Genomic DNA, 25,118 nt, shown 5'->3' on the forward strand with positions numbered 1-25,118 from the left:
GTTTTCCTGTCAGTCCTGCCGGCGTGGCTGCTGGCGTGGATCGAAGATATCGCGCAGCTTGTCACCGAGGAGGTTGAAGGTGGCGACGGTGATGAAGATGGCTGTACCAGGAGCCAGGATGACCCATGGTGAGGTCTGCAGCATGCTGCGGCCGTTGTTCATCATCGCGCCCCACTCTGCCGTCGGCGGCATGGCGCCGAGTCCGAGGAAGGAGAGGCCCGCAAGCTCCATGATGATGGTGCCGACATTGAGAGCCGCCGTCACGAGGATGGGGCCGGCGATGTTGGGGAAGACGTGGTGACAGAGAAGGCCGATTTTTCCTGTGCCGCTCATGCGTGCGGCGGCGAAATACGGCGTGCTGCGGATCGTGAGCACGAGCCCGCGGGCGAGGCGCGCGTACTTCGGCCAGCCGATGAGTGCGAGTGCTATCGCTGCCTGGATGAGGCCGCCGCCCAGGATGCCTGCGACGGCAATCGCGAAGACCATCTCGGGAAATGCGAGGAAGACATCGGCGAGGCGCATGAGGAGGATGTCTGTCCTGCCGCCCTTGAGGCCGCAGAGTGCGCCGATGAGGCTGCCCGTGAGCGCGATGAAAATCAGGAGCAGCAGAGAGGCGCACAGTGTTGCCTGCGAGCCGATGATGATGCGCGAGAGGATATCGCGTCCATAGCGGTCTGTGCCGAGGAGATGATCTGCACTCGGGGGCATGAGCGCCTGCGCAAGATCCTGGGCATAGGGATCCTGCGGTGTGAGCCAGGGAGAAAAGATGGCGATGAGGAGCAGCAGGATGACTGCGGCGAGGTAGGGGAAAAGAGAGCGATGGAACTTCATTTCATATCCTCCTCATAGCGTACGCGCGGGTCGAGCGCATGATAGAGGAGGTCTGCTGCGAGATTCACGCCGACATAGATGACCGACATCCAGACGACGTATGCCTGGATGAGCGGATAGTCGCGCGAGAGGATGGCATCGACCGCCAGTTTGCCTACGCCATCCCACATGAAAATGGTCTCGACGATAGCGGTGCCGCCGAGCAATGAACCGATGGAGAGGGCGAGAAGCGTGATGATGGTGATGAAGGAGGATCGCAACACGCTGTGCGTGAGGATCGTCCATTCGCTGATGCCGCGGGAACGGGCCCCAGCCACATAGGGCTTGCCGAGCTCTTCAAGTACAGCTGCGCGGATTTGCCGCGTGTATTTTGCGCTCATGGAGATGGCGAGCGTCAGCGCTGGCAGAAAGACGCTCGCGGCGTTTTCTTTACTTCCCATGATGGGGAAGAGGTTGAGCTTGAGTGCGAGGAAGTAGATGAGCAGCAGAGCCACGAAGAAATTTGGCAGGGAATTGCCGATAAAGGTCAGGAAGCGCACGCAAAGGTCGAGCATGGTATTTTGCCGGGCTGCAGAGAGGATACCGAAGGGGATGGAGATGAGGAGTGTCATCGCGATGGACACGAGCATGAGCTCGACCGTCATGGGCAGCTTCTCCGAAAAGTTTTCAAAGACGCGCTTGCCAGAGATATAGGATCTTCCCATGTCGCCTGTTGCGGCGCCTTTGAGCCAGTGGCCGTACTGCACGAGGAATGGCTGGTCAAGACCGAGTTCGGCGCGTTTCTGCTCCTTGACCTTTTCAGAGATGGCAGCTCCCGACTGTTCGTAGAGATGATCGACGGCGTCGTCCTGCGTGAACTGCATGAGACTGAAGGTCAGGAACGTGATGCCGAAGAGGATCGGGATGAGCTGGAGGAGGCGCTGAATGATATAACGATGCAACCTGAGGATCTCCTTCCATCATCGTTTTTGGTAAATAATTAAGTAGTGACAATGATATTATACCGAGGGCATGGCAAAAAGATAAGCCCCTCTGGGGGATTCGGGAAGCAAGGAATTTTCATGGATAGAACCCCGGTGGGGGCTTATCTCGTGATGGGAATTCCGGTAGAATAGTAGAGTAAAAGAAAGATGTATCTGGTTCACTTGTATAGAAAGAGGTTTTTATGGATTGCATGGGTGATAATGCGCTTCGCCGTGAGGAGTGCCAGCCGACGTCGCGTGACTTCCGTCTCGAGAAGAGGATTGAAACGTATTGGAATCAACGCAGTGCGGCGTTCAGCCAGCTGCGCCTGCAGGAAGCAGCCGGGCCGAATGGAGAGGCCTGGCGTACGCTGCTGCAGGAACATCTGCCGGATCGGCGGCTCTCTATCCTCGATATCGGCACAGGAGCGGGCTTTTTCCCGCTGCTGCTCGCGCCACTCGGGCACGAAGTCATCGGCGTGGATCTCTCGGAAAAGATGGTGCAGGAAGCGCGGAAGAACTGTCTTGCGGCGGGCGTCCCGGCACGTTTCCGGAAGATGGACGCACAGGCGCTGGATTTCGCGGATGAGAGCTTCGATGTCATCTTGAGCCGCAACCTGACGTGGACGCTGCCGGACGTGATGGAGGCCTATCGGGAATGGCATCGTGTATTGCGCCCGCAGGGAATCATCCTGAACTTCGATTCTGATTATGGCTGCAAGACCTTTACAAAGACGAAGGATGCGGACCATGTCCATGCCAGCCTCTCGCAGGAGACGCTCACTGCCTGCAATGACATCAAGCATCAGCTGCACATCAGCCAGCATCGCCGCCCGTTCTGGGATGCACGCTTCCTGGATTCTCTCGGGATGGAGGTCTCTGTCGATGCGGACATCGCTCCGCGCGTGCAGCGCGACCCGTCCATGCACTATGATGATGTCGCTGTTTTCGGCATCCATGCGAAGAAATCTTCTTGAAATCCTCTTGAATGGGGCAGGATGTTCTAAAAAGGCTTGATTCGTCAAGCCTTTTTCTGTACAATGGAAAGTATGTTAACACTTTGCCAGACTAAAGGAATATCCGCAAGGGAGAATCATAAGAATGGATAATCTGCTCAATACGATATTACAGATGCTGGAGGGCTCCGAGATCACGCTCGAGATCTTCTTCGTCACGCTGGTCATCGCCCTGCCGCTCGGCATGATGGCGGCGCTCGGCAGGCTTTCGAAGTGGAGGCCGCTCAGTGCCTTCATGGAGTTCTATATCTGGCTCATGCGCGGCACGCCGCTGATGCTGCAGCTGCTCTTCGTCTACTTCGCGCTGCCGATGATCGGCATCCGCCTGCCGGACATCGCGGCGGCACTCCTGGCTTTCACGCTCAACTACGCGGCGTACTTCGCGGAGATCTTCCGTGCGGGCATCCAGTCGGTGCCGAAGGGGCAGTACGAGGCCGCCAGGACGCTTGGCATGAACTACACGCAGACGATGCGCCGCATCATCCTGCCGCAGGTCATCCGCATCGTCCTGCCGCCGGTCTCGAATGAGACGATCAACCTCGTCAAGGATACGTCGCTCATCTACATCCTCGCGATGAACGACCTGCTGCGCGTCGCCCGCACGATCGTACAGCGCGAATTCGACATGACGCCGTTTCTCATCGCCGGTGTATTCTACCTCGCGATGACGTTCGTGCTGACCTGGATGTTCAAGAAATTGGAGGCCTACTATGGCAAATACGACAAATAATGATGCGCAGGTCATGCTGCGCATGCACGATATCCACAAGTCATTCGGTGACCTCGCCGTCCTCAAGGGCATCGACGTGGAGGTCCGCCGCGGCGAAGTCCTCGCGATCATCGGACCGTCCGGCTCCGGCAAGAGCACACTATTGCGCTGCATCAACAAGCTCGAGACGATTGACTCGGGCTCCATCGAGATCGAGGGCGAGTTCCTGGCCGACACGGATGAGAACGGCGTGGCAGAGTACGCCGACGTCAAGAAGGCGCGGGAGATCCTCTCGCACACGGGCATGGTCTTCCAGCAGTTCAACCTCTTCCCGCATATGACGGTGCTCGAGAATCTCATCGAGGCGCCCATCCAGGTCAAGGGCATGAAGAAAGCGGAGATCCTGCCGTATGCCAAGGAGCTCTTAGAGAAGGTCGGCCTCGCGGACCGCGCGGACTACTATCCGTCGCAGCTCTCGGGCGGCCAGCAGCAGCGTGTGGCCATCGCGCGCGCCCTCTGCATGAAGCCGGACATCATGCTCTTCGACGAGCCGACCTCGGCGCTCGACCCGGAACTCACGGGCGAGGTCCTCAAGACGATGCGGGAGCTCGCGGAAGAGCGCATGACGATGGTCGTCGTCACGCATGAGATGGCGTTTGCGCGCGAGGCGGCCAGCCAGGTCATCTTCATGGCAGATGGTACGATCGTCGAGCAGGGCGAGCCGGAGGCGTTCTTCGCGCATCCGAAGGAGGAGCGCACGAAGGCCTTCCTGCAGAACATGCTTTGACACTTGATGTTGAACAAAAAAGGAGCGAGTGATCGCTCCTTTTTTGTTCCTGGCGGCAGAACTTTTCTTGATTTTTTCAGGATTACGGTGGATAATAAAACGTAGAATGCCTGCGCGGCGGCCGACGCATGATCTGGATTGACCGCGGGAAGCGTGAGGCACATGGAAATTGGAGGGGTCTTATGAAGCGCATACTGTTCTTGTTATCTGTCATCGCCGTCATGCTATTGCCGATGGCAGGCGTCTCGGCGGCCTCGTCTGATTTCAGCGAGCGCGTGAGCGGCATGGCGGAGATCACGGCGGTCCGCGTCAACAGTGGCTCGGACAAGATCCGCATCGTCGTCGATGCGAGCAAGCCGGTCCGCTATACGACGATGACGCTGAAGAATCCGGACCGCGTCATCGTCGACATCCAGGGGGCCTGGCTTTCTGCCAAGGTCAAGCGCGAGATTGCGGTCAGCAGCCGTTTTGTCAACGACATCCGCATCGGCCAGTTCAACAAGAATACGGTGCGCCTCGTCGTCGAGAACAAGGTCGGCAGCAGCAACTACAAGATTTTCCCGCTGACGGGCGGCACAGTGCCGGGGCGCGTCGTGCTCGACTTCGGCAATCTGAGCGACAGCTCGAAGGCCGTGATCGCTGTGCCGGATGTGCAGCAGAAACCCAGCACTACCGGCAGCAGTTCGGTGAGCACGACAAAGCCCACGACACCTGCCACGAGCCAGACGCAGGAATCAAAGCCTGCGACGAAGCCTGCGGTGAAGCCATCGGATTCCTCGAGCACATCGAGTACACAGACGACAAAGCCCGCGACAACTCCGGTGACGAAGCCTTCGAGCTCTTCGAGCACGGAGGACATCGACGGCCCGGCCAAGGAGGCCGCCGGTACGGCGACGGATACGGGCAAGGATTCGAGCAAGAATACAGGCAGTAATGCCGGCAATACGCCTGCCATCACGGATGACACGGATGCCGACATCGCCGCGCTGACGGGGCTCAAGGGACGCAAGATCACGATCGATGCCGGCCACGGCGGCAATGACTCCGGCGCAATCGGGCCGACGGGCGTCATGGAGAAGAGCGTGACGCTGCGCATCGCCAACGAATTGCGCCGGCTGCTCGTGGCCGATGGTGCGACGGTCTACATGACGCGCACGACGGACACGGAAGTCTCGCCGAAGGGCGCCAACGCTTCGGATATCGAGGAGCTTCAGGCGCGCTGTGATGTCGCGAACAACACGAAGTCCGACATCTTCATCTCGATCCACATGGATTCGTTCTCGAGCGGTGCGGCGAAGGGAACGACGGGCTACTACTACTCGCTCGGCTCGCAGCGCTCGCGCGACCTTGCAGACAAGGTGCGCCAGGGCGTCATCGACCAGATCGGCACGCAGAGCCGCGGCACACAGAGCTGCAACTTCTACGTTGTCAAGCACACGGATATGCCGGCGACGCTCGTCGAGGTGGCCTTCATCTCGAACCCGCAGGAAGAGCAGCTGCTCAACAGCGAGGAAGGCATCGAGAAAGCCGCACAGGGCATTGCCGACGGCATTGCCGATTACTTTGGTTGAGTCTGCTTAGAGAGCAGATGAGCATGGCAGGGCATGGAAACATGCCCTGCCTCGTCTTTCCCGGCAGTCCGGGGAGATTCAGACAGGAAGAGAAGAGAAAGGGAAGGTAAGATTCTTGGAACAGGAAATGAAACAGATGGACATGGCGCCGGAGGAGAGTCTGGAGCAGATGGTGCAGGAAGGCGTGGAGGAGCGCAAGCGGCAGCTGCGCCGCCACAAGCTGCCCGAGAAGGCGACGCTTGCGTCAATGCTCACGGCGATGACGAAGGCAGAGCTCGACGACATCCGCTTCAACCTCAATGTGACGGGCGCGAGCTCCCTCAAAAAGGCGGAGCTCATCGAGCGCCTCTGCCCGGCCATCACGGCCTTTGCGGAGCGCTGGATGATGTCGCTCTTAGAAGAGGAGTATCAGCTCTTCCGGAATCTTGCGGCAAATGGCGGCAAGTCCGAGGCGCTCAGCGATGAGGATGACCGGCTCGACTACCTGCGCGGCCTCGGCTTCCTCTCCTGCGGCATGGCGAATGAGACGCTCATCTGGTTCATGCCGGAAGAGGTGCTTGCCGTATTCAGTCAGATGGATACAGAAGCATTCCACGAGAGGGTGCTGCGCAACACCAAGGTGGCGCGCCTCGCTGCCGGCTTGCTCTACGCTTACGGCTATCTGAACTACGAGCAGCTGTTCGAGAAGGTCTGCGCGCATCTGACGGAAGAGGAGCGTTCCCGCGTGACTTTCGCGGACTTCGTCGGCATCCTGCTCAACGCGTCCTGCTGGAAGAACACGGTCGTCGCTCTGCCGCAGGGCGTCAAGTACTACACGCTGATCGACGAGGAGGAACTGGAGAACGAGCAGCTGCGCCGCTCGGATCTCGACTTTGCTGACCTCACGTATGAGGAAGCATGGGCCGCCGGTGCGGATTCCTACACGCCGGACACGCCACCTTGCCGCGCGCTCATCCAGTTCTTCATGCAGGCGCACGGCTATGGTGTGCTCAAGGCAGCCGATGTGGCCGGTGAGATCATCATCCTGCTCCAGAACGGCGGCTCGCTGCAGGAAGCCGTGGATTACCTCGATGAGATCGGGCTCATGAAGGATGAAGACAAGGCAGATGCGATCATCCCGCTGCTGGCCGCGCTCAACAATGCGACGCGCCTCTGGCCGCTCAAGGGCCATACGCCGGAGGACCTCATGGCCATGACGGGAGAGGGGCGCGTCATCCCGTTCGACAAAGTGCACAAGGCAAGGGTCGGCCGCAATGATCCCTGCCCGTGCGGCAGCGGCAAGAAGTACAAGAACTGCTGCCTGCGCAAGGATGAGCAATGAGCAGTCCGGCAAAGCACATGCAGTATAAGCAGAAGGCCAGGCGCTTCTTCTCCGTCCTGCTGCCGATCTTCGTCACGCAGGTCGCGCTGACGGCGACAGGCTTCTTCGATACCGTCATGTCGGGCCATGTCAGCGAGCAGGACCTCGCCGGTGTCGCGGTCGGCTCGAATCTCTTCATGCCGTTCTTCGGCTCCTTCCTCGGCATCATCTCGGTCCTGACGCCGACCATCGCCCAGCTGCACGGCGCGGGCAGGCAGGAGCGCATCGGCTTCGTGGTCCGCCAGGGGTTCTACTGGTCGCTTGGCCTTGCGGGCGCCTTCCTGCTTCTCGGCATCCTCTTCGTGCCGACCATCCTCGAGTTCCTCGCGCTCGAGCCCAAGGTCGAGCGGGTGGCTGCAGGCTATCTGGCCGCCATCGCCTTCGGCATCGTGCCGATCTTCCTCGCCGGTGTGCTGCGCAATCTCATCGATGCGCACGGCTACACGCGATTGACGATGGTTATCACGCTTGTGACGGTGCCAATCAACGTCATAGCCAACTACATCTTCATGTACGGCACCCTCGGCATCCCCGCCTTCGGCGGCATCGGTGCCGGCATCGGTTCAGCCATTGCCTTCTCGCTGAACCTCCTGTTCAACGCGATCGTGGTCGTCACCGTCGAGCCGTTCCGCAGCTATCACATCTTCCGCAGCCTGCCGCGGCCGGACCTTGCCGAATGGAAGCGGTCGCTTTCGCTCGGCATCCCAATCGGTAGCACGATGTTCTGCGAGCAGAGCATCTTCAGTGCTGTCGGACTCTTCATGACGGTCTACGGCACGACGGTCGTCGCGGCGCATCAGGCGGCGATGAACTTCACGACGCTCGTCTACATGATCCCGCTCTCGGCCAGCATGACGCTGACCATCCTCGTCGGCTTCGAGATCGGCGCGCGGCGCAGCGAGGAGGCGGCGGCCTACATCCGCCTCGGCCGGCTCCTGACCTTCGTATTCGAGGGCAGCCTGGCCATTCTGCTCGTGCAGTTCCGCGAGACGATTGCCGCGCTCTACACCTCGAGCCCCGATGTGCAGGAGCTTTTGGTCGTCTTCCTAGTCTTCGCCGTGTTCCTGCAGCTTGCCGACAGCATCGATGCGCCGCTGCAGGGGGCCCTGCGCGGCTACAAGGACGTGCACGTGACCTTCCTGCTCGCCGTCATCTCCTACTGGGTCATCGGCCTGCCGGCAGGCTGGCTCATCGCCAACTACACGTCGGTCGGACCTTACGGCTATTGGTGCGGCCTGATCATCGGCATCGCCTTCGGCGCCATCTTCCTCTCCCTACGCCTGCGCGCCGTGCAGAAGCGCTATCAGGGAGCATGAACATACGAGCAATAAAAAATCGGCCTGGATTCGGCCGATTTTTTCTATTTTCATATAGTTTTCAGGAGCAACCAGTTGTTTTCAAGTTTCGCCTGCTATGATAAGACTGTAAGCAGAGAACAAGAGACGGTCCATCGTCTGGAGGGAATCGATATGAAAGCAGCACAAGAAATGCCAGAAACCTACATAGAGCCGTTGAAACAGTCGAAGAAGAGTGCACGCCATCTCGCGCGTTCGTTCCGCAAATTCAAGCCGGAGCAGTTCTCCCACCGCATCACGGGGGCGAGCCGGTGGATGCGCAGCCTGACGGCCGCCGTCATGATGATCATGGCCGTACTCGCGCCAATCCACGTACTGCCGACTTATGCAGCACCGGTGGACCCGGAGGAGAGCGTCAGCCCAATCGTGACCGTGGCGAGTGCAGCGGACCTGCGCCAGCTGCGCGGCGACAAGAAGCTCGCGCGCAAGGAGCAGAGCCGCCTTCTGGCACTGGCACTGCGCCGCAAGGCTGCGCTGGCCGAGCCGGAGGTCACGGCGGACATGCGGACGCTTGAGCGCTCGTCGGCCAAGCTTCAGGGGCTGGACTACCGCCTCAAGAGCACAGACAGCCTGGCCCGCAAGATCACGAGCGATGCCGATGAGGATCAGGTGAGCCTCGCTACGGCTGCCGCAGGCATCAGCGACGTCCTGCGCTACACGCTGACCTGCTCCGATGCAGACTACAGCACGATGGTGCCGCAGGCGATGGCCGCACTGACCGAGAAGGGCTACCGCGTCGAGAAGTTCCGCAATGCCTGGGGCGGCAAGTTCTATCAGGGCGTCAACGTCCACCTCATGAGTCCGGCGGGCGTGCGCGTCGAGCTGCAGTTCCACACGCCGCAGTCGTTCGCGGTCAAGCAGGCATCGCATGCCGTCTATGAGATCCGCCGCAATCCGGCTTCCTCGGCTGAGGAAGTAGAGGAGGCGACGCGCCTGAGCATCGCCTACAACGCAGCGGTCGTCGTGCCAGAGGGTGCGCGCGCAATCCACTGGCCAGTAGCGGCCTGATGCGCCTTCATGCGCCTTCGCAAAGCCTCTCCTGATGGTTTACAACGGACAGGAAATCAAGGATAATGGGAGAGTCGAATGATATGATCCTCACATGAGAGGGGAGGCTTTTACATGATAAAACACACGGCTGCCTTAAAGGCACCTGTCACACTAGAAGAGATACTCAATGCGGTCACGCATGGCGTGGGCGCGGCGCTCGCGGTGGCGGCGCTCATCGGCATGTTGGTCTATTATGCGGATGGCGGCGTCTGGCACACGACGAGCTGCCTCGTCTACGGCATCTCGCTGATCCTGCTGTATCTCGCTTCGACGCTTTACCACAGCTTCACGAATCTCAAGGTCAAGTCGGTCTTCAAGGTCATCGACCACGCGGCCATCTTCGTGCTGATCGCGGGCAACTACACGCCGTTTGCACTGATCCCGCTGCACGGCAGCTTCGGCTGGACCATCTTTGGCCTCGTCTGGGGCATGGCGCTCGTCGGCATCGTTTTCCAGTGCTTTGCGGCGAAGCGCTTCCGCATCGTGCGCACGCTCTGCTATCTCGGCATGGGCTGGTTTGCCGTCTTCATGGTCAAGCCGCTCTTGGAGACGCTGCCAATCGAGGCCATCTGGTGGCTCGTCGCTGGCGGCCTCTGCTACTCGGTTGGCGCAATCTTCTACCTGGCGCGCCGCCTGCCCTACAGCCACGTCATCTGGCACCTCTTCGTCATGGGCGGCAGCGCCATCCACTTCTACACGGTATTCCACTTCGTGCTGCCACTGCCAGAAGTCGTGCGCTCAGCCATCGCGATGATCTGAGCTCCTATATTGAGACACGAAAAAGACCCGCTCCGAAGAGCGGGCCTTTTCTATCTTATCTGCAAAGATTATTTAGCCAGTGCGTTGACCTTGCGAGCCAGACGGGACTTTTTGCGGGCAGCAGCGTTCTTGTGATAAACCTTGTTTGCAGCGGCCTGGTCGATCGTCTTGCATGCAACCGTAAGGAGGGATTTCGCTTCATCAGCGTTTCCAGCCTCAACAGCATCGAGGACACGGCGGGAAGCAGTGCGTACACGGGACTTCTCGGCAGCGTTCTTTGCATGGCGCTTAGCGTCGGATTTCACACTCAGGATAGATGCTTTGATATTCGGCAAGTAGTTCACCCCCTTAATTAATGTCGTTACCTAAGTATAATATCATGGGTCAAATGAAAAAGCAACTATTTCTTTCCATTTCTTGCAAGCAGAGCGAGGGCAATGATATAATGAAAGAAATTTTTGGGGAGTGTACAGCAGCTGCCGAAGCGGCAGCGAGCTGATCCTATATGATATTGAGGAGTAGATTATGCAGAATAAGAATATCCGCAATTTCTCGATCATTGCGCACATCGACCATGGTAAGTCGACGATCGCGGACCGCCTGATCGAGTATACGGGCACGCTGTCGAAGCGTGAGATGGAGGCGCAGGTCCTCGACAACATGGACATCGAGCGCGAGCGCGGCATCACCATCAAGTCGCAGACGGTGCGCCTGAACTACAAGGGCAAGGACGGCGAGGAGTATGAGCTCAACCTCATCGATACGCCGGGCCATGTCGACTTCACCTATGAGGTCTCGCGCAGCCTCGCAGCCTGCGAGGGCGCTCTGCTCGTCGTCGATGCGGCGCAGGGTGTCGAGGCGCAGACGCTCGCGAACGTCTACATGGCGCTCGAGCACGACCTCGAGATTATCCCGGTTATCAACAAGATTGACCTGCCGAGCGCTGACCCGGAGCGCGTCAAGAAGGAGATTGAGGATGTCATCGGCCTCGACACGTCGAACGCCGTGCTGGCCTCGGCCAAGGCCGGCATCGGCATCGAGGAGATCCTCGACTCGATCGTCGATTACATCCCCGCGCCGGAGGGTAACGAGAACGCGCCGCTGCAGGCCCTGATCTTCGACTCGTTCTTTGATTCGTACAAGGGCGTCATCGCGCACATTCGCGTCATGCAGGGCCACATCAAGAAGGGCATGAAGCTCAAGCTCATGAACTCCGGCAAGGTATTCGAGGTCACGGATGTCGGCTGCTTCAAGCCGCAGCCCGTCGACCTCGGCTACCTCGATGTCGGCGAAGTCGGCTTTGTCGCGGGCTCTCTCAAGGACGTGCGCGACGTGCGCGTCGGCGATACGATCACCTATGCCGACAATCCGGCAAGCGAGCCTCTGCCGGGCTACCGCGGCGTCAACCCAATGGTATACTGCGGCCTCTATCCGGTCGAGAGCTCCGACTACGACAACCTCAAGGATGCACTCGAGAAGATGCAGATCAACGATGCGGCACTCGTCTTCGAGCCGGAGACGTCTGTCGCCTTGGGCTTCGGCTTCCGCTGCGGCTTCCTCGGCCTGCTGCACATGGATGTCATCCAGGAGCGCCTCGAGCGCGAGTACAACCTCAAGCTCATCACGACGGCGCCGTCCGTCATCTACCACGTCTACAAGACGGATGGCACGATGATCAAGGTCAGCAATCCGGCCGAGCTGCCGCCGCAGACGGAGATCGAGCATATCGAGGAGCCGTACGTCAAGGCGACGGTCATCGTGCCGAACGATTTCGTCGGTGCCGTCATGGAGATCTCGCAGGACAAGCGCGGCGAGTTCAAGGGCATGGACTATCTCGACACGAACCGCGTCATGATCACCTACCACATCCCGCTCAATGAGATCATCTTCGACTACTTCGACCGCCTGAAATCGGCGACGCGCGGCTACGCTTCGCTCGACTACGAGCTCGCGGACTACAAGGAGTCGAAGCTCGTCAAGGTCGACATCCTCTTGAATGGAGACCCTGTCGATGCGCTCTCGACCATCGTGCACAAGGACCGCGCGGCATCGCGCGGCCGCCAGCTCGCAGCCAAGCTCAAGGAGATCATCCCGCAGCAGATGTTCGAGATCCCAATCCAGGCTGCCATCGGGTCGAAGGTCATCGCGCGCGAGAACGTGCGCGCCCGCCGCAAGGACGTGCTCGCCAAGTGCTACGGCGGCGATATCTCGCGCAAGCGCAAGCTGCTCGAGAAGCAGAAGGAAGGCAAGAAGCGCATGAAGGCCGTCGGCAGCGTCGAAGTGCCGCAGGAAGCCTTCATGGCCATCTTGAAGATCGACTGATGGGGGATGCATGATGAGAAAACAGCAATGGGGCCTCTACATCCACATCCCGTTTTGCCGCCAGAAGTGTTTCTACTGCGACTTCCCGTCCTTCGCGGGGCGGGAGCGCTATGAGGCAGACTATACGGACGCCCTGTGCCGCGAGCTCGCGGTGCAGGGCGTCCTTTATCGGGAGAAGTGGGGCAGCCCTCGGACCATCTACATGGGCGGCGGCACGCCGAGCCTGCTGCCGACAGGACTGCTCGAGAAGATCCTGCAGGCCATCGCCGATGTGTTCGGCGATGCGGCGGACCGGGAGTTCACGGTGGAGTGCAACCCGGGGACGGTCGACGCGGCGAAGCTCAGGGCTCTGCGCGCGGGCGGCGTCAACCGACTCTCGTTCGGCGTGCAGACCTTTGACGATACTCTGCTCAAGAAGATCGGACGCATCCACACGGGAGCGCAGGCGCGAGAGGCGATGGCCCTTGCGCGCGCGGCAGGCTTCCAGAATGTCAGCATGGACCTCATCTACGGCCTGCCGGGCGAGAGCCTTGCAGATCTCGAGCGGGACCTTGAAGCGATGGTCGCCTTAGAGCCGGAGCATATCTCCATCTACGGCCTGCAGCTCGAAGAAGGCACGGCTTTCGCGAAGATGCAGGAGATGGGCAGGCTCGCACTGCCCGACGAAGATACCGTCGAGCGCATGTACGACACGATGACCGCGTTCCTGCCGGCGCACGGCTACGCGCGCTACGAGATCTCGAACTTTGCCAAGCCGGGCTTTGAGAGCTGCCACAATCTCTCGTACTGGCAGGATGTGTCCTACCTCGGTGTCGGTGCGGCGGCGCATTCGTACCTCGAGGGACAGCGGTATGAGAACGTGCGGGAGATTCCCGCCTACATCGAGGGCATCCGCACGGGGAAGGGCGTGCGGCGGCAGGAAGAGGCGATGACGCGCGAGATCGCCATGGAGGAATTCGCCTTTCTCGCCCTGCGCACGGCGTGCGGCATCGACAGGGCGCGCTTCGAGCGGCGGTTCGGCATGCCGCTCGAAGCCGTCTACGCCGGTGCCATCGCCAAGCTCAAGCGCCAGGGCCTTCTCGAAGCGGATGAAGCAGGCGTCCATCTGACGCCGCTCGGCATGAAGTACGGCAATATGGCCTTCGAGGAATTCCTGCTCTGACTTTTGTGATGCGGGTCACGGAATCTTTCGCGGGCAGATGGTAAGGTAGAGGCAAAGAAAGGAAGCGCATACTCATGCATGAAATCCATCTTAAGCGCGTCTATGAAGCGGCAGAGCCCAGCGATGGCGTGCGCGTGCTCGTCGACCGCCTCTGGCCGCGCGGCATCCGCAAGGCCGACCTGCCCTACGATGTCTGGGCCAAGGAGGTCACGCCGTCAAGTGAATTGCGGACGCTCTACCACCGCGGCGAGATGCCCTTTGCCGGCTTCCGCGAGGGGTACGCCGAAGAACTGGAAGCGAGCGAAGGCGCAGCGGCCTTTGCCGAGCGCTGCCGGGAATGGCTCAAGACGCAGAACGTGACACTGCTCTATGCTGCGAAGAACCAGCAGGAGAACCACGCACTTGTCCTCGCCGCCTGGCTGCGCCAGAAGATCGGTTGAACAAGACAGAGAAGTTGAGTATAGAAGTAAGATAGAGAGGAAGATTTCTATGAAGAAGATCACCATGATCAAGATGCAGGGCTGCCCGTACTGCGCAAAGGCCGCAGAGGCCATCGAAGAGCTGCGCGCTGAGCAGCCGGCGTATGCAGGTATCGAGGTCGAGATCATCGACGAGAATGAGCAGCCGGAGCTCGCCAAGGCGTATGCCCAGGACTACTACTACGTGCCGAGCCTCTTCATCGAGGGCCGCAAGGTCTACGAGGCGCAGCCGGGTGATACCTACGACACGATCAAGGCTGCTGTCGCGAGCGCCTTTGAAGAGGCGAAGTGACTGCACGCGATGCGGGAGACTGCCGATTGGCAGTCTTTTTTCATTTGCGGGAGAAAAGTCGAAAATAATTTTGACTTTTTGACTTTTAGGTGTTGACTTTTTGTTTTTTTCGGTGTATATTCTTTATAGATTCAAAGTTAGCACTCGATACGATAGAGTGCTAACAGGGATGAAAACAGAAGGAAGGGGGCATGCAGATGAAGGACGAACTCGATGCGCGCAAGAAACGCGTGCTGCAGGCTATCGTCGATGATTACATCGAGTCAGCTGAGCCGGTAGGCTCGCGGACGCTGGCCAGGAAGTATGACCTCGGCGTGAGTCCGGCAACCATCCGCAACGAGATGGCGGACCTCGAGATGCTAGGCTATCTCGAGCAGCTGCATACCTCTTCCGGACGCATCCCATCGTCGAAGGGATATCGCTTCTACGTAGACGGACTGATCCCCCCGAAGCCTGTGAGCGATGAGGAGAAAGAGCTCATCAACCGCTGGTACAGGGCGCGCGTCAAGCGCATCGACGAGGTGTTCCAGGAGACGGCGCGCATCATCTCACAGGTGACGAAGAACGTCTCATTGGTCCTCGCGCCGCAGATGACGCAGGCTGCGTTCCGCTGCCTGCAGTTCCTGCCGCTCGACGACCGGCGCGTCATCACGGTGCTCATGACGGACGCAGGCTTCATCGAGAACAAGATCCTCGAGATGCCGGACGGCGCCCGCTTCGAGGACTTCCAGCGCATGGCCAGCGTCATCAACAAGAATCTCGCCGGCCACACGCTCTCGACCATCGACCATCCGGCACTCGCGAAGATACGCGATGAGATCCAGGATGAGCCGCTCTACGAGTCGGCTCTCGAAGTCATCAACCGCGCGCTCGATTCGGGCAAGCGGGAGCGCCTCTACCTCGGCGGTACGACGCAGATGCTCGAGCAGCCGGAGTTCCACGATGTGGAGAAGGTCAAGGAGACGCTGTTGGTGCTCGAGAAGGAAGAGCTCATGAAGGATGTACTGCACGCCCATATGGGGGACGGCCTCGAGGTCACGATTGGCCAGGAGAACGAGGACAGCCACTTCAAGGACAGCAGCATCATCACCGCGACATACCATCTCGATGGAGAGCTCTTGGGCACGATCGCAGTGCTCGGACCGACGCGCATGGAATACGCGAAGGCCATGAGCCTGCTCGAATACATGAATTCCAATCTGACTGAAGTCATCAAGCGGTTCCACTGGTAGAGCCGCAGGGTTCCCGGAATTGAGTGAAGAGGTGATCATTTTGCCATCATTTATCAAAGATGAAATGAAGAAGAAGGATGAGCAGAAGCTGGAGGAGATGCAGCAGGAAATCGACGAGGCGGAAGCCGCGCAGGAAGATGCTGCCGAGGGCTCCGAGGAGGAAGCGCCGGAGGAAGCCGCCAGCGAGGCAGCTGCCATGCAGGAAGAGATCGAGGCTCTCAAGGGCCAGGTCGAGAAGCTCACGGGTGACCTTCAGGAAAAGAAGGACCGCCTGCTGCGCCTCCAGGCAGATTTTGACAACTTCCGCCGCCGCTCGGCGAAGGAACGCGAAGAGATTTCTGCCGTCGTCACGCAGAATTTCTGCAAGGACATGCTGCCGCTGCTCGACAACTTCGAGCGCGCCATGGCGGCCGAGACAAAGGATGTGGAGGCCTTCCAGAAGGGCGTCGAGATGATCTTCACGCAGTTCCAGGAAGTCCTCAAGAAGAACGGCCTCGAGCAGATCGAAGCCGTCGGCCAGAAGTTCGATCCGAACTTCCATCAGGCCGTCATGCGGGTCGAAGACCCCGAAAAAGAAGACGACACGGTCGCCCAGGAGCTCCAGAAGGGCTACATGGTCAAGGGCCGCGTCATCCGTCCAAGCATGGTCCAGGTCGTCTCCAACTGAGCGGCCTGATCAATAACATAGATGATTCAAGTTTTTACATACAGTTTAGGAGGATGTTACCATGTCTAAAGTAATTGGTATCGATTTAGGTACGACGAACTCCGTCGTATCCGTCATGGAAGGTGGCGAACCGACCGTCATCACGAACCCGGAAGGCAGCCGCATCACGCCGTCTGTCGTCGGCTTCACGAAGGATGGTCAGCGCCTCGTCGGCCAGCTGGCAAAGCGCCAGGCTGTGTCGAACCCGGACCGCACGATCTCGTCCATCAAGCGCCACATGGGCGACCCGAACTACAAGGTCACGATTGATGGCAAGGACTACACGCCGCAGGAAATCTCGGCCATGATCCTGCAGAAGCTCAAGGGCGATGCAGAAGCATACCTCGGTGAGACGGTCACGCAGGCCGTTATCACGGTCCCGGCTTACTTCAACGACAGCCAGCGCCAGGCAACGAAAGACGCCGGCAAGATTGCAGGCCTCGATGTCCTGCGCATCGTCAACGAGCCGACGGCAGCAGCGCTTGCCTACGGCCTCGACAAGGACAAGGATGAGACGATCCTCGTCTTCGACCTCGGCGGTGGCACGTTCGATGTCTCGATTCTCGAGCTCTCGGAAGGCACGTTCGAAGTCCAGGCCACGAATGGCGATACGCACCTCGGCGGCGATGACTTCGACCAGAAGATCATCGACTGGATGGTCGGCGAATTCAAGCAGGAGAACGGCATCGACCTCTCGCAGGACAAGATGGCTGCCCAGCGCCTCAAGGAAGCTGCTGAGAAGGCCAAGATCGAGCTCTCGAGCATGACGCAGACGAACATCAACCTGCCGTTCATCACGGCAGACGCCTCGGGCCCGAAGCACCTCGACCTCACGCTGACGCGCGCAAAGTTCAATGAGCTCACGAGCGACCTCGTCGAGCGCACGATGGGCCCGACGCGCAAGGCCATGGCCGATGCAGACCTCACGGCTGACGACATCGACAAGATCATCCTCGTCGGCGGTTCGTCCCGTATCCCGGCTGTCCAGGATGCTATCCGCAATATCCTGCACAAGGAGCCGTCGAAGGGCGTCAACCCGGATGAGTGCGTATCCGTTGGTGCTGCCATCCAGGGCGGTGTCCTCGTCGGTGAAGTCAAGGACGTCCTGCTCCTCGATGTCACGCCGCTTTCCCTCGGTATCGAGACGCTCGGCGGTGTCTGCACGAAGATCATCGAGCGCAATACGACGATCCCGACGCACAAGAGCCAGATCTTCTCGACGGCTGCCGATAACCAGCCGTCCGTCGATATCCACGTCCTGCAGGGCGAGCGCGAGATGGCTGCCGGCAACAAGACGCTCGGCCGCTTCGAACTCACGGATATCCCGCCGGCTCCGCGTGGAGTACCTAAGATTGAAGTTTCCTTCGATATCGATGCCAACGGCATCGTGCATGTCTCCGCTAAGGACCTCGGCACGGGCAAAGAGCAGAAGATCACGATCCAGTCGGACAGCGGCATGAGCAAGGAAGACATCGACCGCATGGTCAATGAAGCCAAGGCTCATGAGGCAGAAGACAAGAAGCAGAAGGAAGCCATCGACGCGAAGAACAACGCCGACAATCTGGTCTACCAGGCTGAGAAGACGATCAAAGAGCTCGGCGACAAGGCAGATGCCGGCAAGGTATCGGAAGTCAAGGCTGCTTGCGAGAAGGTCAAAGAGGCCATCAAGAGCAACGATACGGAAGCCATCAAGAAGGCAACCGAAGCGCTGCAGAAGCCGCTCTACGAGCTCAGCGCCGCTGCTTATCAGCAGGCACAGGCTTCTGGTGCGCAGGCTGGCGGCGAGAACGCCCAGGGCGCTCAGCAGCAGAAGAAAGACGATGATGATGTCGTCGATGCGGACTACACGGAAGTCAAAGACGACAAGAAATAAGCAGATGATGGATTGAAGGTTGGGAGCTATGGGGGACCGCTTGGCGGCTCCCTCAAGACTCCCAATTTTTCTGTAAGGATGGTGCAACGTGAGCGAAAAACGCGATTATTATGAAGTGCTGGGCGTTGACAAGAGCGCGGATGAAAAGGAGATCAAGCGTGCCTATAAGAAGCTGGCCCGCAAGTATCATCCAGACCTCAATCCGGACAACCCGAAAGAGGCAGAGGAGAAGTTCAAGGAGATCAATGAAGCCTACGATGTCCTGAAGGATCCGAAGAAACGCGCGCAGTACGACCAGTTCGGTGCAGGAGCTTTTGACGGCACGGGCGGCTTTAGTGGCGCCGGTGCTGGCGGCTTCGGTGGTTTCAGTGATTTCGGCGGCTTCGGCGGAGGTGCCGGCGGCGAGGGCTTTGGCGATATCTTCGACATGTTCTTCGGCGGTGCCGGTGCCCGCCATGCGCGTCAGCCGGGCCCGGAGCGCGGCAATGACCTGCGCTACGACCTCTCCATCACCTTTGAGGAGGCTGCTTTCGGCAAGACGGTGGAGCTCGAGGTGCCGCGTACGGTCGAGTGCACGACCTGCCATGGCTCGGGCGCTGCTCCGGGGACGAGCCCAGAGACCTGCCCGCACTGCCACGGCACGGGCCAGCAGCAGGTCGTGCGCAACACGGCCTTTGGCCGCATGATGAGCACGCAGACCTGCCAGCATTGCCACGGCACGGGCAAGATTGTCAAGACGCCGTGCAAGGACTGCCACGGCACGGGCCGCAAGCGCGAGACCTCGAAGGTCACGGTCAAGATCCCGAAGGGCGTCGACCAAGGGTCGCGCGTCCGCCTGTCGGGTGCCGGCGAGGCGGGCCGCAATGGCGGCGGCTACGGCGACCTCTACGTCTACATCTTCGTCAAGCCGCACAAGCTCTACACGCGGCAGGGCAATGATGTCATCGTCGAAGTGCCGATCACCTTCGTACAGGCCGCACTCGGTGGCTCGGTGCAGGTGCCGACACTTGACGGCCCCGTCGATCTCAAGATCCCGGCTGGCATCCAGTCGGGCAAGGTCCTGCGCATCCGTAACCACGGCATCCCATTCCTGCGTGGTTCGGGACGCGGCGACGAGCTCGTCCACATCAAGGTGCTGACGCCGCAAAACCTCTCTGCACGCCAGAAAGAACTCCTGCGCGAGTTTGGCGAGATCAGCGGCGACAAGGTCAATCCGGAGCAGAAGAGCTTTCTCGACGACCTCAAGCGCTTCTTCAAGAAATAAAAATACGGCTTTGCGAAATCCATCGCAAAGCCGTATTTTTTTGCCTGCTGCTCAGCCCCAGACTTCCTCGGCAATCTCCTTGACGAGGGCGAGTTTTGCCCACTGCTGCTCTTCCGTGAGCTTGTTGCCGATCTCGCAGGAGGCGAAGCCGCACTGCGGGCTCAGGTAGAGATTCTCGAGTGGCACGTACTTGGCTGCCTCGTGGATGCGGGCGATGATGGCTGCCTTATCCTCGAGCTCTGGACGCTTCGTCGTGATGAGGCCGAGCACGACCTTCTTGCCCGGTGTGACATCCTTGAGACACGTAAAGCCGCCGGAGCGCTCGTCGTCGAACTCGAGGTAGTAGGCGTTGACGTTCTCGCGCGTGAAGAGCGGGTCGGCAATCGGGTCGTAGGCGCCGCTGGCGAAGTAGACGGAGTGATAGTTGCCGCGGCAAACGTGCGTGTTGATGACGAGGTCGTCGGGGCTTCCCTCGATGGCCAGGTTGTTGACCGTCACGAACTGCTCGGCGAGTTTCTTGAGGTCAGAGCCTTCGACGTAGGCGAATTTGCCGCCCTTCTTGCCGCCGGCGGCAAGCACGCCCCAGGTGCAGTCGTCGAACTGCAGGTTGCGGCAGCCTGCTGCGTAGAGGTCGCGGATGACCGTGCGGTAGCCCGCGGCGATGGCCTCGATGAGCGCCTCGTCCGTCGCGTAGACCTTGCGCGTGCGCTCGATGTTGTCGGGTAGGATCATCTGCTGGAAGAACTGGGCCGGCGCCGGGATCGTCTGCTTGGCGACGGTATTCTCGTCCTCGAGTGCGTGCACGAACTTGAAGTGCTCGACAAACGGATGGTTCTCGGCGGAGAGCGGGCCCGTGAGCCAGGTGTCGTCGATCAGGGCCGGTTCGCCGTGGAAGCAGACGCCTTTGTCGGTCTTCTCATGTGCGATGCCCTGAAAGCCCCACATGAAGTCGAGGTGCCAGGTCGCGCGGCGGAACTCGCCGTCGGTGATGACGTGATAGCCGGCCGCCTTCTGCTTGGCGACGAGCTCGCGGATGCAGTCGTCTTCGACGGCCTTGAGCTCATCAGCGGAGATGGCCTGCTCAGAAAACTTCTGGCGCGCTTCCTTGAGCCTTGCGGGGCGCAGGAAACTGCCGACGTAATCGAAGCGGAACGGTGTGGAAAGATGTTTGCTCATGATGATGACCTCCTGAATGTATACGAGATGAATCCTTGTTTCTGTGGACCGAATCGGTTGATGGCTCTACTTTACCGCAAAAGGCGTCCGTTGAAAAATATTTAAAACGGGCACTTTGTCATAGATTCACTCTATGGCAAAATGAGATGCTCCGTGGTATGATGGAGTAGATGGATAAGATAACAAAGGGGGGCGAGAACAAGATGACACTCAATCAGCTCCGCTATGTCGTGGAAGCCGCTTCATCGGGTTCCATCACAGAGGCGGCGCAGCGGCTCTTCATCACGCAGCCGAGCCTGACGGCCGCCATCCACGCACTGGAGGAAGAGCTCGGTATCACGATTTTTCGGCGCACGAACAAGGGCATCACGCTGACGGTCAAGGGCGAGGAATTCCTCGCCTATGCGCGTCAGATGCTCGAGCAGGAGGCGATGATCCGGGAGCGCTACGGCAAGAAGCGGGCGAAGAAGCAGCTTTTCTGCGTCTCGTCGCAGCACTATTCGTTTGCCGTCGAGGCTTTTGTCGACCTGCTGCGCGAGTACAAGGGTAAGGAGTACGAATTCCACATGCGCGAGACGGAGACCTACAAGATCCTCGAGGATGTTGGCGGCCTGCGCAGTGAGGTCGGCGTGCTCTACCTCAATCCGGCCAACGAGACGATCGTGAGGCGCGCCATCCTCGACCACGGCCTGCGCTTCACGCCGCTCTACCGCGCGGAGCCGCACGTCTTCATCAGCAAGAAGAATCCCTTGGCGAAGAAGGATGCCATCCGCCTCGAAGACCTCGCGGACTACCCGCGCCTCTCGTACGAGCAGGGCTCCCACAATGCCTTCTATTACGCCGAGGAGATCCAGAGCACCTTGCCCGTACGCAAGGACATCATCGTCACGGACCGGGCGACGCTCTTCAACCTGCTCATCGGCCTTGACGGCTACACCATCTCGAGCGGCATCATCAATGAGGAACTCAACGGGGAGGAAATCATCGCGCGGCCGCTGCTCGTCGATGACTTCATGGAAATCGGCTACCTGACGCATGCCCACATCAAGCTCAGCCGCTATGCCGGCCGCTACATCGAGAAGCTCTGCGAGCGCATCGGCAGCGCCGTGCATGCCGATGGGAGGCAGGCACGGTGATGGATTCCCTTGTTTTTTACAGACTTATCCCCTATAATGAAGAGACTTAGAGAAAGAAAGGACGATGCGCTTTGAAATGGGCTGAAGTCAGTATCCGGACATCACACGAGGAGACCGACCTCATTGCGGAGATCTTTCACGACGTCGGTGCGTCTGGTGTCGTCATCGAAGATCCAGAGGAACTCAACAGTTATATCGAGAGTGGGCTTTTTGATTATTCCGACCTGCCGAAGGCTGAGCAGACGAATGTCGTGACAATCAAGGCGTATCTGCCGGTCGACGAAGACCTCGACGACCGCCTGCGCACGTTTGAGCAGCGCGTCCAGGACCTCGCCAAGATCGATGGCTTCGACGCTCAGTCGTGCCGGATTGAATGGCACACGGTGCAGGACGAGGACTGGGCGGACAACTGGAAGGCGTATTTCCACACGGAAAAAGTCGGCGGCCTCATCGTCATCAAGCCGGCCTGGGAGGACTATGAGGCGAGCCCCGACGACATCGTCATCGACCTCGATCCCGGCGCTGCTTTCGGCACGGGCACGCATCCGACGACGGCCATGTGCATCCGCGAGCTCGAGTCGGCCGTCAAGGGCGGCATGCGCGTCTTCGACGTCGGCACGGGCTCCGGTGTGCTGGCCGTGGCGGCGGCGAAACTCGGAGCCGGCGAGGTCGTCGCGATGGACTACGACCGCACGGCGGCTACGGTTGCGCAGGAGAATGTCGAGCGCAACCATGTCGAGGACCGCGTGACGACGGGCGTCTCGGACCTCCTGAAGGCGTTCACGGGCAAGGCGGACCTCATCATCGCCAACATCATCGCAGATATCGTCATTCGTCTGTTCGACGAGCTCGACGAGCACCTGGCCGAGGGCGGTCACCTGCTGGCTTCGGGTATCATCGATGAGCGCGTGGCCGACGTGACCGAGGCGGCGCTCGCGCACGGCTTTGCCATCGACAAGGTAATCGAGGAGAACGGCTGGGCGGCAATGGTCATCAGTCGGGAGGATGCAAAGTGAGACGACTTTTCTACAAGGGCATCCTCGCGGATACCATCGAGATCCGCGGTGCGGATGCGCATCACCTCATGCACGTCATGCGGGCAAAGCCGGGGCAGGAGGTCATCGTCGTCGACGATGAGAACCAGGTCGCGCGCATGGAGATGACAAGATTCACCTCGGACGCGGTGACCATGGAACTCGTGGAGCGGCTCGATGCGGACACCGAGTCGCCCATCCAGCTGGGACTGGCCATGTGCCTCTTGAAGGCCGACAAGATGGACTTTGTCGTGCAGAAGGCCGTCGAGCTCGGCGTCAACTGCATCGTGCCGGTCGCGAGCCACAACTGCGTCGTGCGTTACGATGCGAAGAAGGCAAAGCAGCGTCAGCAGCGCTGGCAGAAGATTGCCGATGAGGCGGCCAAGCAGTGCGGGCGCACGGTGCTCGTCAAGGTATTCCCTATCGAGACGCTGAAAGATTTCCTCAGCCATGCCTGGTACGAGGATGACATGGATTCGGAGTTCCTGTTCTGCTATGAGAATGAAGAGAATGTATCGGTGCGTGACTGCCTGCAGCGCACGACCTCGGAGCGCTACATGCTGCTCATCGGCCCAGAGGGAGGCTTCACGCTCGAAGAGGCCGAAGCTGTCGTCAAGGCTGGCGGGCAGAGCGTCACGCTCGGGCCGCGCATCCTGCGCGCTGAGACGGCGGCGGTCGCGGGCCTCAGCATTGTTCAGTATGAAAAAGGAGATTTGGGAAGTTGAAAGTTGCTCTGACCACACTTGGCTGCAAGGTCAACCAGTTTGAGACGGAGACCATGGAGGGTCTCTTCAAGCAGCGCGGCTATGAGGTCGTGCCGTTCGAGGCGCGCGCCGATGTCTACGTCATCAATACTTGCTCCGTCACGAGCCTCGGCGACCGCAAGAGCCGCCAGATCATCCGCCGCGCGCATCGCGAGAACCCGCAGGCCATCGTGGCCGTCTGCGGCTGCTATGCGCAGGTCGCGCCGGATGAAATCAAGGCCATCGAAGGCGTGCGCGTCGTGCTCGGCACGAAGGAGCGCGCGCACATCGTCGATTACGTCGAGAAGGCCATGCAGGAAGACGGCATCCAGGGCACGATCACCGATATCATGAAGGCGAAGACTTTCGAGGACATCCCGCTCTACGACAGCCCCGAGCGCACGCGCGCCTTCCTCAAGATCGAGGATGGCTGCCAGAATTTCTGCTCGTACTGCATCATCCCGTATGCGCGCGGCCCCGTCAAGTCGCGCCTGCCGGAGCACGTGCACCGCGAGGCGGAGAAGCTCGTCGCCATGGGGTTCAAGGAGATCGTGCTGACGGGCATCCACCTCGGCGCTTACGGCCGCGACCTGCCAGGCGACATCACGCTGGCAGATGCCTGCCGCGAGGTGCTCTCTGTGCCGGGACTCAAGCGCCTGCGCCTCGGCTCGCTCGAGTCGATTGAGCTCTCGCCGGAGCTCTTCGCGCTGATCCGCGAAGACGAGCGCTTCTGCGCCCATCTCCACCTGCCGCTGCAGGCCGGCTCCGACAAGGTCCTCAAGGACATGAACCGCCATTACGATACGCAGGAATTCGCGCGCCTCATCGAGCACATCGAAGAGGAAGTGCCGGGCGTCGCCATCTCGACGGACATCATCGTCGGCTTCCCCGGCGAGACGGAAGAAGACTTCGAGCAGGGACTCTCGTTCGTCGAGAAGATGAACTTTGCCCGCATGCACGTCTTCCCGTATTCGCGCCGCACGGGAACGCCGGCCGCCGCGCGCAAGGATCAGGTGGATGAAGCCGTCAAGAAGGAGCGCGTGCACCGCATGCAGGCTCTGGCCGACCGCAAGGCCGAGGAATTCCACCGGAGTTTCATCGGCCGCGAGATGCGCGTGCTGTTTGAGACCGCGAAGGATGGCATCACGGATGGCCTGACGGACAACTACATCCGCGTCTACACCGACGAGGCAGTCGACTGCGGCGAAATCTACAAGGTTCAGATCGACAAGCTATGGCGCGACGGCGTCTGGGCGCACTGTGTCCACTGACCATTTGACGCGAGAAAAAGCAGATAGA

General features: G+C 59.9%; 24 protein-coding genes. 20 read left to right on the forward strand and 4 right to left on the reverse strand.

Features of this window, described 5'->3' with window-relative positions:
• Positions 1–9: 9 nt before the first annotated feature.
• Both nikC and nikB read right to left on the reverse strand, forming a co-directional pair.
• Entirely contained in the window at positions 10–831 is an 822-nt protein-coding gene (nikC, locus tag MITSMUL_RS07705; RefSeq protein ID WP_005841496.1) for a nickel transporter permease, read from the reverse strand.
• Positions 828–1,772: a nickel ABC transporter permease gene (gene nikB / locus MITSMUL_RS07710; RefSeq protein WP_005841498.1), complete on the reverse strand. Its 945-nt coding sequence runs from the start codon at positions 1,770–1,772 to the stop codon at positions 828–830. Before nikB ends, nikC begins: the two co-directional genes overlap by 4 nt.
• Before the next feature lie 224 nt (positions 1,773–1,996).
• Here nikB and MITSMUL_RS07715 point away from each other — a divergent pair, with 224 nt between their 5' ends.
• The 8 genes from MITSMUL_RS07715 to trhA all read left to right on the forward strand — a co-directional run bounded on the left by MITSMUL_RS07715 (position 1,997) and on the right by trhA (position 10,400).
• Positions 1,997–2,770 (forward strand): class I SAM-dependent methyltransferase, encoded by a 774-nt coding sequence (locus MITSMUL_RS07715; RefSeq protein ID WP_005841500.1) that lies wholly within the window; start codon positions 1,997–1,999, stop codon positions 2,768–2,770.
• Positions 2,771–2,894: 124 nt separating this feature from the next.
• Positions 2,895–3,539 carry an amino acid ABC transporter permease gene (locus tag MITSMUL_RS07720; protein ID WP_005841502.1) on the forward strand — a complete coding sequence of 215 codons (645 nt, stop codon included), beginning with the start codon at positions 2,895–2,897 and terminating at the stop codon, positions 3,537–3,539.
• Positions 3,520–4,305, forward strand: a complete 786-nt coding sequence (locus MITSMUL_RS07725; protein WP_040636041.1) for an amino acid ABC transporter ATP-binding protein — start codon at positions 3,520–3,522, stop codon at positions 4,303–4,305. The genes MITSMUL_RS07720 and MITSMUL_RS07725 overlap by 20 nt, the downstream gene beginning before the upstream one ends.
• Before the next feature lie 182 nt (positions 4,306–4,487).
• Entirely contained in the window at positions 4,488–5,876 is a 1,389-nt protein-coding gene (locus MITSMUL_RS07730; protein ID WP_040636043.1) for an N-acetylmuramoyl-L-alanine amidase, read from the forward strand.
• 127 nt (positions 5,877–6,003) lie between these two features.
• Positions 6,004–7,197, forward strand: coding sequence for an SEC-C metal-binding domain-containing protein (locus tag MITSMUL_RS07735; protein WP_005841507.1), 1,194 nt, complete (start codon positions 6,004–6,006; stop codon positions 7,195–7,197).
• Positions 7,194–8,552, forward strand: coding sequence for an MATE family efflux transporter (locus MITSMUL_RS07740; RefSeq protein ID WP_005841509.1), 1,359 nt, complete (start codon positions 7,194–7,196; stop codon positions 8,550–8,552). Before MITSMUL_RS07735 ends, MITSMUL_RS07740 begins: the two co-directional genes overlap by 4 nt.
• A gap of 153 nt (positions 8,553–8,705) precedes the next feature.
• On the forward strand, positions 8,706–9,599 hold the full coding sequence (locus tag MITSMUL_RS07745) for a hypothetical protein (RefSeq protein WP_005841510.1): 894 nt from the start codon (positions 8,706–8,708) through the stop codon (positions 9,597–9,599).
• Positions 9,600–9,713: 114 nt separating this feature from the next.
• Positions 9,714–10,400, forward strand: a complete 687-nt coding sequence (trhA, locus tag MITSMUL_RS07750; protein ID WP_005841512.1) for a PAQR family membrane homeostasis protein TrhA — start codon at positions 9,714–9,716, stop codon at positions 10,398–10,400.
• A gap of 68 nt (positions 10,401–10,468) precedes the next feature.
• Here trhA and rpsT read toward each other — a convergent pair whose 3' ends face one another.
• Positions 10,469–10,735: a 30S ribosomal protein S20 gene (gene rpsT, locus MITSMUL_RS07755; protein WP_036374005.1), complete on the reverse strand. Its 267-nt coding sequence runs from the start codon at positions 10,733–10,735 to the stop codon at positions 10,469–10,471.
• Positions 10,736–10,925: 190 nt separating this feature from the next.
• On the opposite strand from rpsT, the gene lepA reads away from it, so the two are divergent.
• The 8 genes from lepA (at position 10,926) to dnaJ (ending at position 19,730) form a co-directional block, all read left to right on the forward strand.
• The gene (lepA, locus tag MITSMUL_RS07760; RefSeq protein WP_005841519.1) at positions 10,926–12,722 is read left to right on the forward strand and encodes a translation elongation factor 4; all 1,797 of its coding nucleotides are present in this window, start codon (positions 10,926–10,928) and stop codon (positions 12,720–12,722) included.
• A 10-nt stretch (positions 12,723–12,732) separates the two neighbouring features.
• Positions 12,733–13,884 (forward strand): radical SAM family heme chaperone HemW, encoded by a 1,152-nt coding sequence (gene hemW, locus MITSMUL_RS07765; RefSeq protein WP_005841525.1) that lies wholly within the window; start codon positions 12,733–12,735, stop codon positions 13,882–13,884.
• A gap of 74 nt (positions 13,885–13,958) precedes the next feature.
• Positions 13,959–14,324, forward strand: coding sequence for a DUF488 domain-containing protein (locus MITSMUL_RS07770; protein WP_005841528.1), 366 nt, complete (start codon positions 13,959–13,961; stop codon positions 14,322–14,324).
• Between the two features lie 49 nt (positions 14,325–14,373).
• Positions 14,374–14,655, forward strand: coding sequence for a glutaredoxin family protein (locus tag MITSMUL_RS07775; protein ID WP_005841529.1), 282 nt, complete (start codon positions 14,374–14,376; stop codon positions 14,653–14,655).
• 197 nt (positions 14,656–14,852) lie between these two features.
• Complete coding sequence (hrcA, locus tag MITSMUL_RS07780) at positions 14,853–15,887, forward strand: heat-inducible transcriptional repressor HrcA (protein WP_040636305.1); 1,035 nt, start codon at positions 14,853–14,855, stop codon at positions 15,885–15,887.
• A gap of 64 nt (positions 15,888–15,951) precedes the next feature.
• Entirely contained in the window at positions 15,952–16,554 is a 603-nt protein-coding gene (gene grpE / locus MITSMUL_RS07785) for a nucleotide exchange factor GrpE (protein WP_147653026.1), read from the forward strand.
• A 61-nt stretch (positions 16,555–16,615) separates the two neighbouring features.
• The gene (dnaK, locus tag MITSMUL_RS07790; protein WP_005841535.1) at positions 16,616–18,466 is read left to right on the forward strand and encodes a molecular chaperone DnaK; all 1,851 of its coding nucleotides are present in this window, start codon (positions 16,616–16,618) and stop codon (positions 18,464–18,466) included.
• A gap of 88 nt (positions 18,467–18,554) precedes the next feature.
• Positions 18,555–19,730, forward strand: coding sequence for a molecular chaperone DnaJ (gene dnaJ, locus MITSMUL_RS07795; protein ID WP_005841536.1), 1,176 nt, complete (start codon positions 18,555–18,557; stop codon positions 19,728–19,730).
• Between the two features lie 51 nt (positions 19,731–19,781).
• On the opposite strand, the gene MITSMUL_RS07800 is transcribed toward dnaJ, so the two are convergent.
• Positions 19,782–20,906 (reverse strand): 5-methyltetrahydropteroyltriglutamate--homocysteine S-methyltransferase, encoded by a 1,125-nt coding sequence (locus MITSMUL_RS07800; protein ID WP_005841537.1) that lies wholly within the window; start codon positions 20,904–20,906, stop codon positions 19,782–19,784.
• 170 nt (positions 20,907–21,076) lie between these two features.
• On the opposite strand from MITSMUL_RS07800, the gene MITSMUL_RS07805 reads away from it, so the two are divergent.
• The 4 genes from MITSMUL_RS07805 (at position 21,077) to mtaB (ending at position 25,090) form a co-directional block, all read left to right on the forward strand.
• Positions 21,077–22,042, forward strand: coding sequence for a LysR family transcriptional regulator (locus MITSMUL_RS07805; protein ID WP_005841539.1), 966 nt, complete (start codon positions 21,077–21,079; stop codon positions 22,040–22,042).
• Positions 22,043–22,113: 71 nt separating this feature from the next.
• Positions 22,114–23,058, forward strand: coding sequence for a 50S ribosomal protein L11 methyltransferase (gene prmA, locus MITSMUL_RS07810; RefSeq protein ID WP_005841542.1), 945 nt, complete (start codon positions 22,114–22,116; stop codon positions 23,056–23,058).
• Positions 23,055–23,801, forward strand: a complete 747-nt coding sequence (locus tag MITSMUL_RS07815; protein ID WP_005841544.1) for a 16S rRNA (uracil(1498)-N(3))-methyltransferase — start codon at positions 23,055–23,057, stop codon at positions 23,799–23,801. The genes prmA and MITSMUL_RS07815 overlap by 4 nt, the downstream gene beginning before the upstream one ends.
• A complete protein-coding gene (mtaB, locus tag MITSMUL_RS07820; protein WP_005841545.1) occupies positions 23,798–25,090 on the forward strand; it encodes a tRNA (N(6)-L-threonylcarbamoyladenosine(37)-C(2))-methylthiotransferase MtaB in 1,293 nt (430 codons plus the stop codon). The genes MITSMUL_RS07815 and mtaB overlap by 4 nt, the downstream gene beginning before the upstream one ends.
• Positions 25,091–25,118: the final 28 nt, after the last annotated feature.

Origin of the sequence: Mitsuokella multacida DSM 20544, from assembly GCF_000155955.1 — a bacterium.
In the GTDB taxonomy this organism is placed as follows: domain Bacteria; phylum Bacillota; class Negativicutes; order Selenomonadales; family Selenomonadaceae; genus Mitsuokella; species Mitsuokella multacida.

What these genes read in the sequence shown, in the direction of transcription:
- nikC (WP_005841496.1), bottom strand. Translation starts at nt 831, where the DNA reads ATGAAGTTCCATCGCTCTCTTTTCCCCTACCTCGCCGCAGTCATCCTG.
- MITSMUL_RS07715 (WP_005841500.1), top strand. Translation starts at nt 1,997, where the DNA reads ATGGATTGCATGGGTGATAATGCGCTTCGCCGTGAGGAGTGCCAGCCG.
- MITSMUL_RS07720 (WP_005841502.1), top strand. Translation starts at nt 2,895, where the DNA reads ATGGATAATCTGCTCAATACGATATTACAGATGCTGGAGGGCTCCGAG.
- MITSMUL_RS07725 (WP_040636041.1), top strand. Translation starts at nt 3,520, where the DNA reads ATGGCAAATACGACAAATAATGATGCGCAGGTCATGCTGCGCATGCAC.
- MITSMUL_RS07730 (WP_040636043.1), top strand. Translation starts at nt 4,488, where the DNA reads ATGAAGCGCATACTGTTCTTGTTATCTGTCATCGCCGTCATGCTATTG.
- MITSMUL_RS07735 (WP_005841507.1), top strand. Translation starts at nt 6,004, where the DNA reads ATGAAACAGATGGACATGGCGCCGGAGGAGAGTCTGGAGCAGATGGTG.
- MITSMUL_RS07740 (WP_005841509.1), top strand. Translation starts at nt 7,194, where the DNA reads ATGAGCAGTCCGGCAAAGCACATGCAGTATAAGCAGAAGGCCAGGCGC.
- MITSMUL_RS07745 (WP_005841510.1), top strand. Translation starts at nt 8,706, where the DNA reads ATGAAAGCAGCACAAGAAATGCCAGAAACCTACATAGAGCCGTTGAAA.
- trhA (WP_005841512.1), top strand. Translation starts at nt 9,714, where the DNA reads ATGATAAAACACACGGCTGCCTTAAAGGCACCTGTCACACTAGAAGAG.
- lepA (WP_005841519.1), top strand. Translation starts at nt 10,926, where the DNA reads ATGCAGAATAAGAATATCCGCAATTTCTCGATCATTGCGCACATCGAC.
- hemW (WP_005841525.1), top strand. Translation starts at nt 12,733, where the DNA reads ATGATGAGAAAACAGCAATGGGGCCTCTACATCCACATCCCGTTTTGC.
- MITSMUL_RS07770 (WP_005841528.1), top strand. Translation starts at nt 13,959, where the DNA reads ATGCATGAAATCCATCTTAAGCGCGTCTATGAAGCGGCAGAGCCCAGC.
- MITSMUL_RS07775 (WP_005841529.1), top strand. Translation starts at nt 14,374, where the DNA reads ATGAAGAAGATCACCATGATCAAGATGCAGGGCTGCCCGTACTGCGCA.
- hrcA (WP_040636305.1), top strand. Translation starts at nt 14,853, where the DNA reads ATGAAGGACGAACTCGATGCGCGCAAGAAACGCGTGCTGCAGGCTATC.
- grpE (WP_147653026.1), top strand. Translation starts at nt 15,952, where the DNA reads ATGAAGAAGAAGGATGAGCAGAAGCTGGAGGAGATGCAGCAGGAAATC.
- dnaK (WP_005841535.1), top strand. Translation starts at nt 16,616, where the DNA reads ATGTCTAAAGTAATTGGTATCGATTTAGGTACGACGAACTCCGTCGTA.
- MITSMUL_RS07800 (WP_005841537.1), bottom strand. Translation starts at nt 20,906, where the DNA reads ATGAGCAAACATCTTTCCACACCGTTCCGCTTCGATTACGTCGGCAGT.
- MITSMUL_RS07805 (WP_005841539.1), top strand. Translation starts at nt 21,077, where the DNA reads ATGGATAAGATAACAAAGGGGGGCGAGAACAAGATGACACTCAATCAG.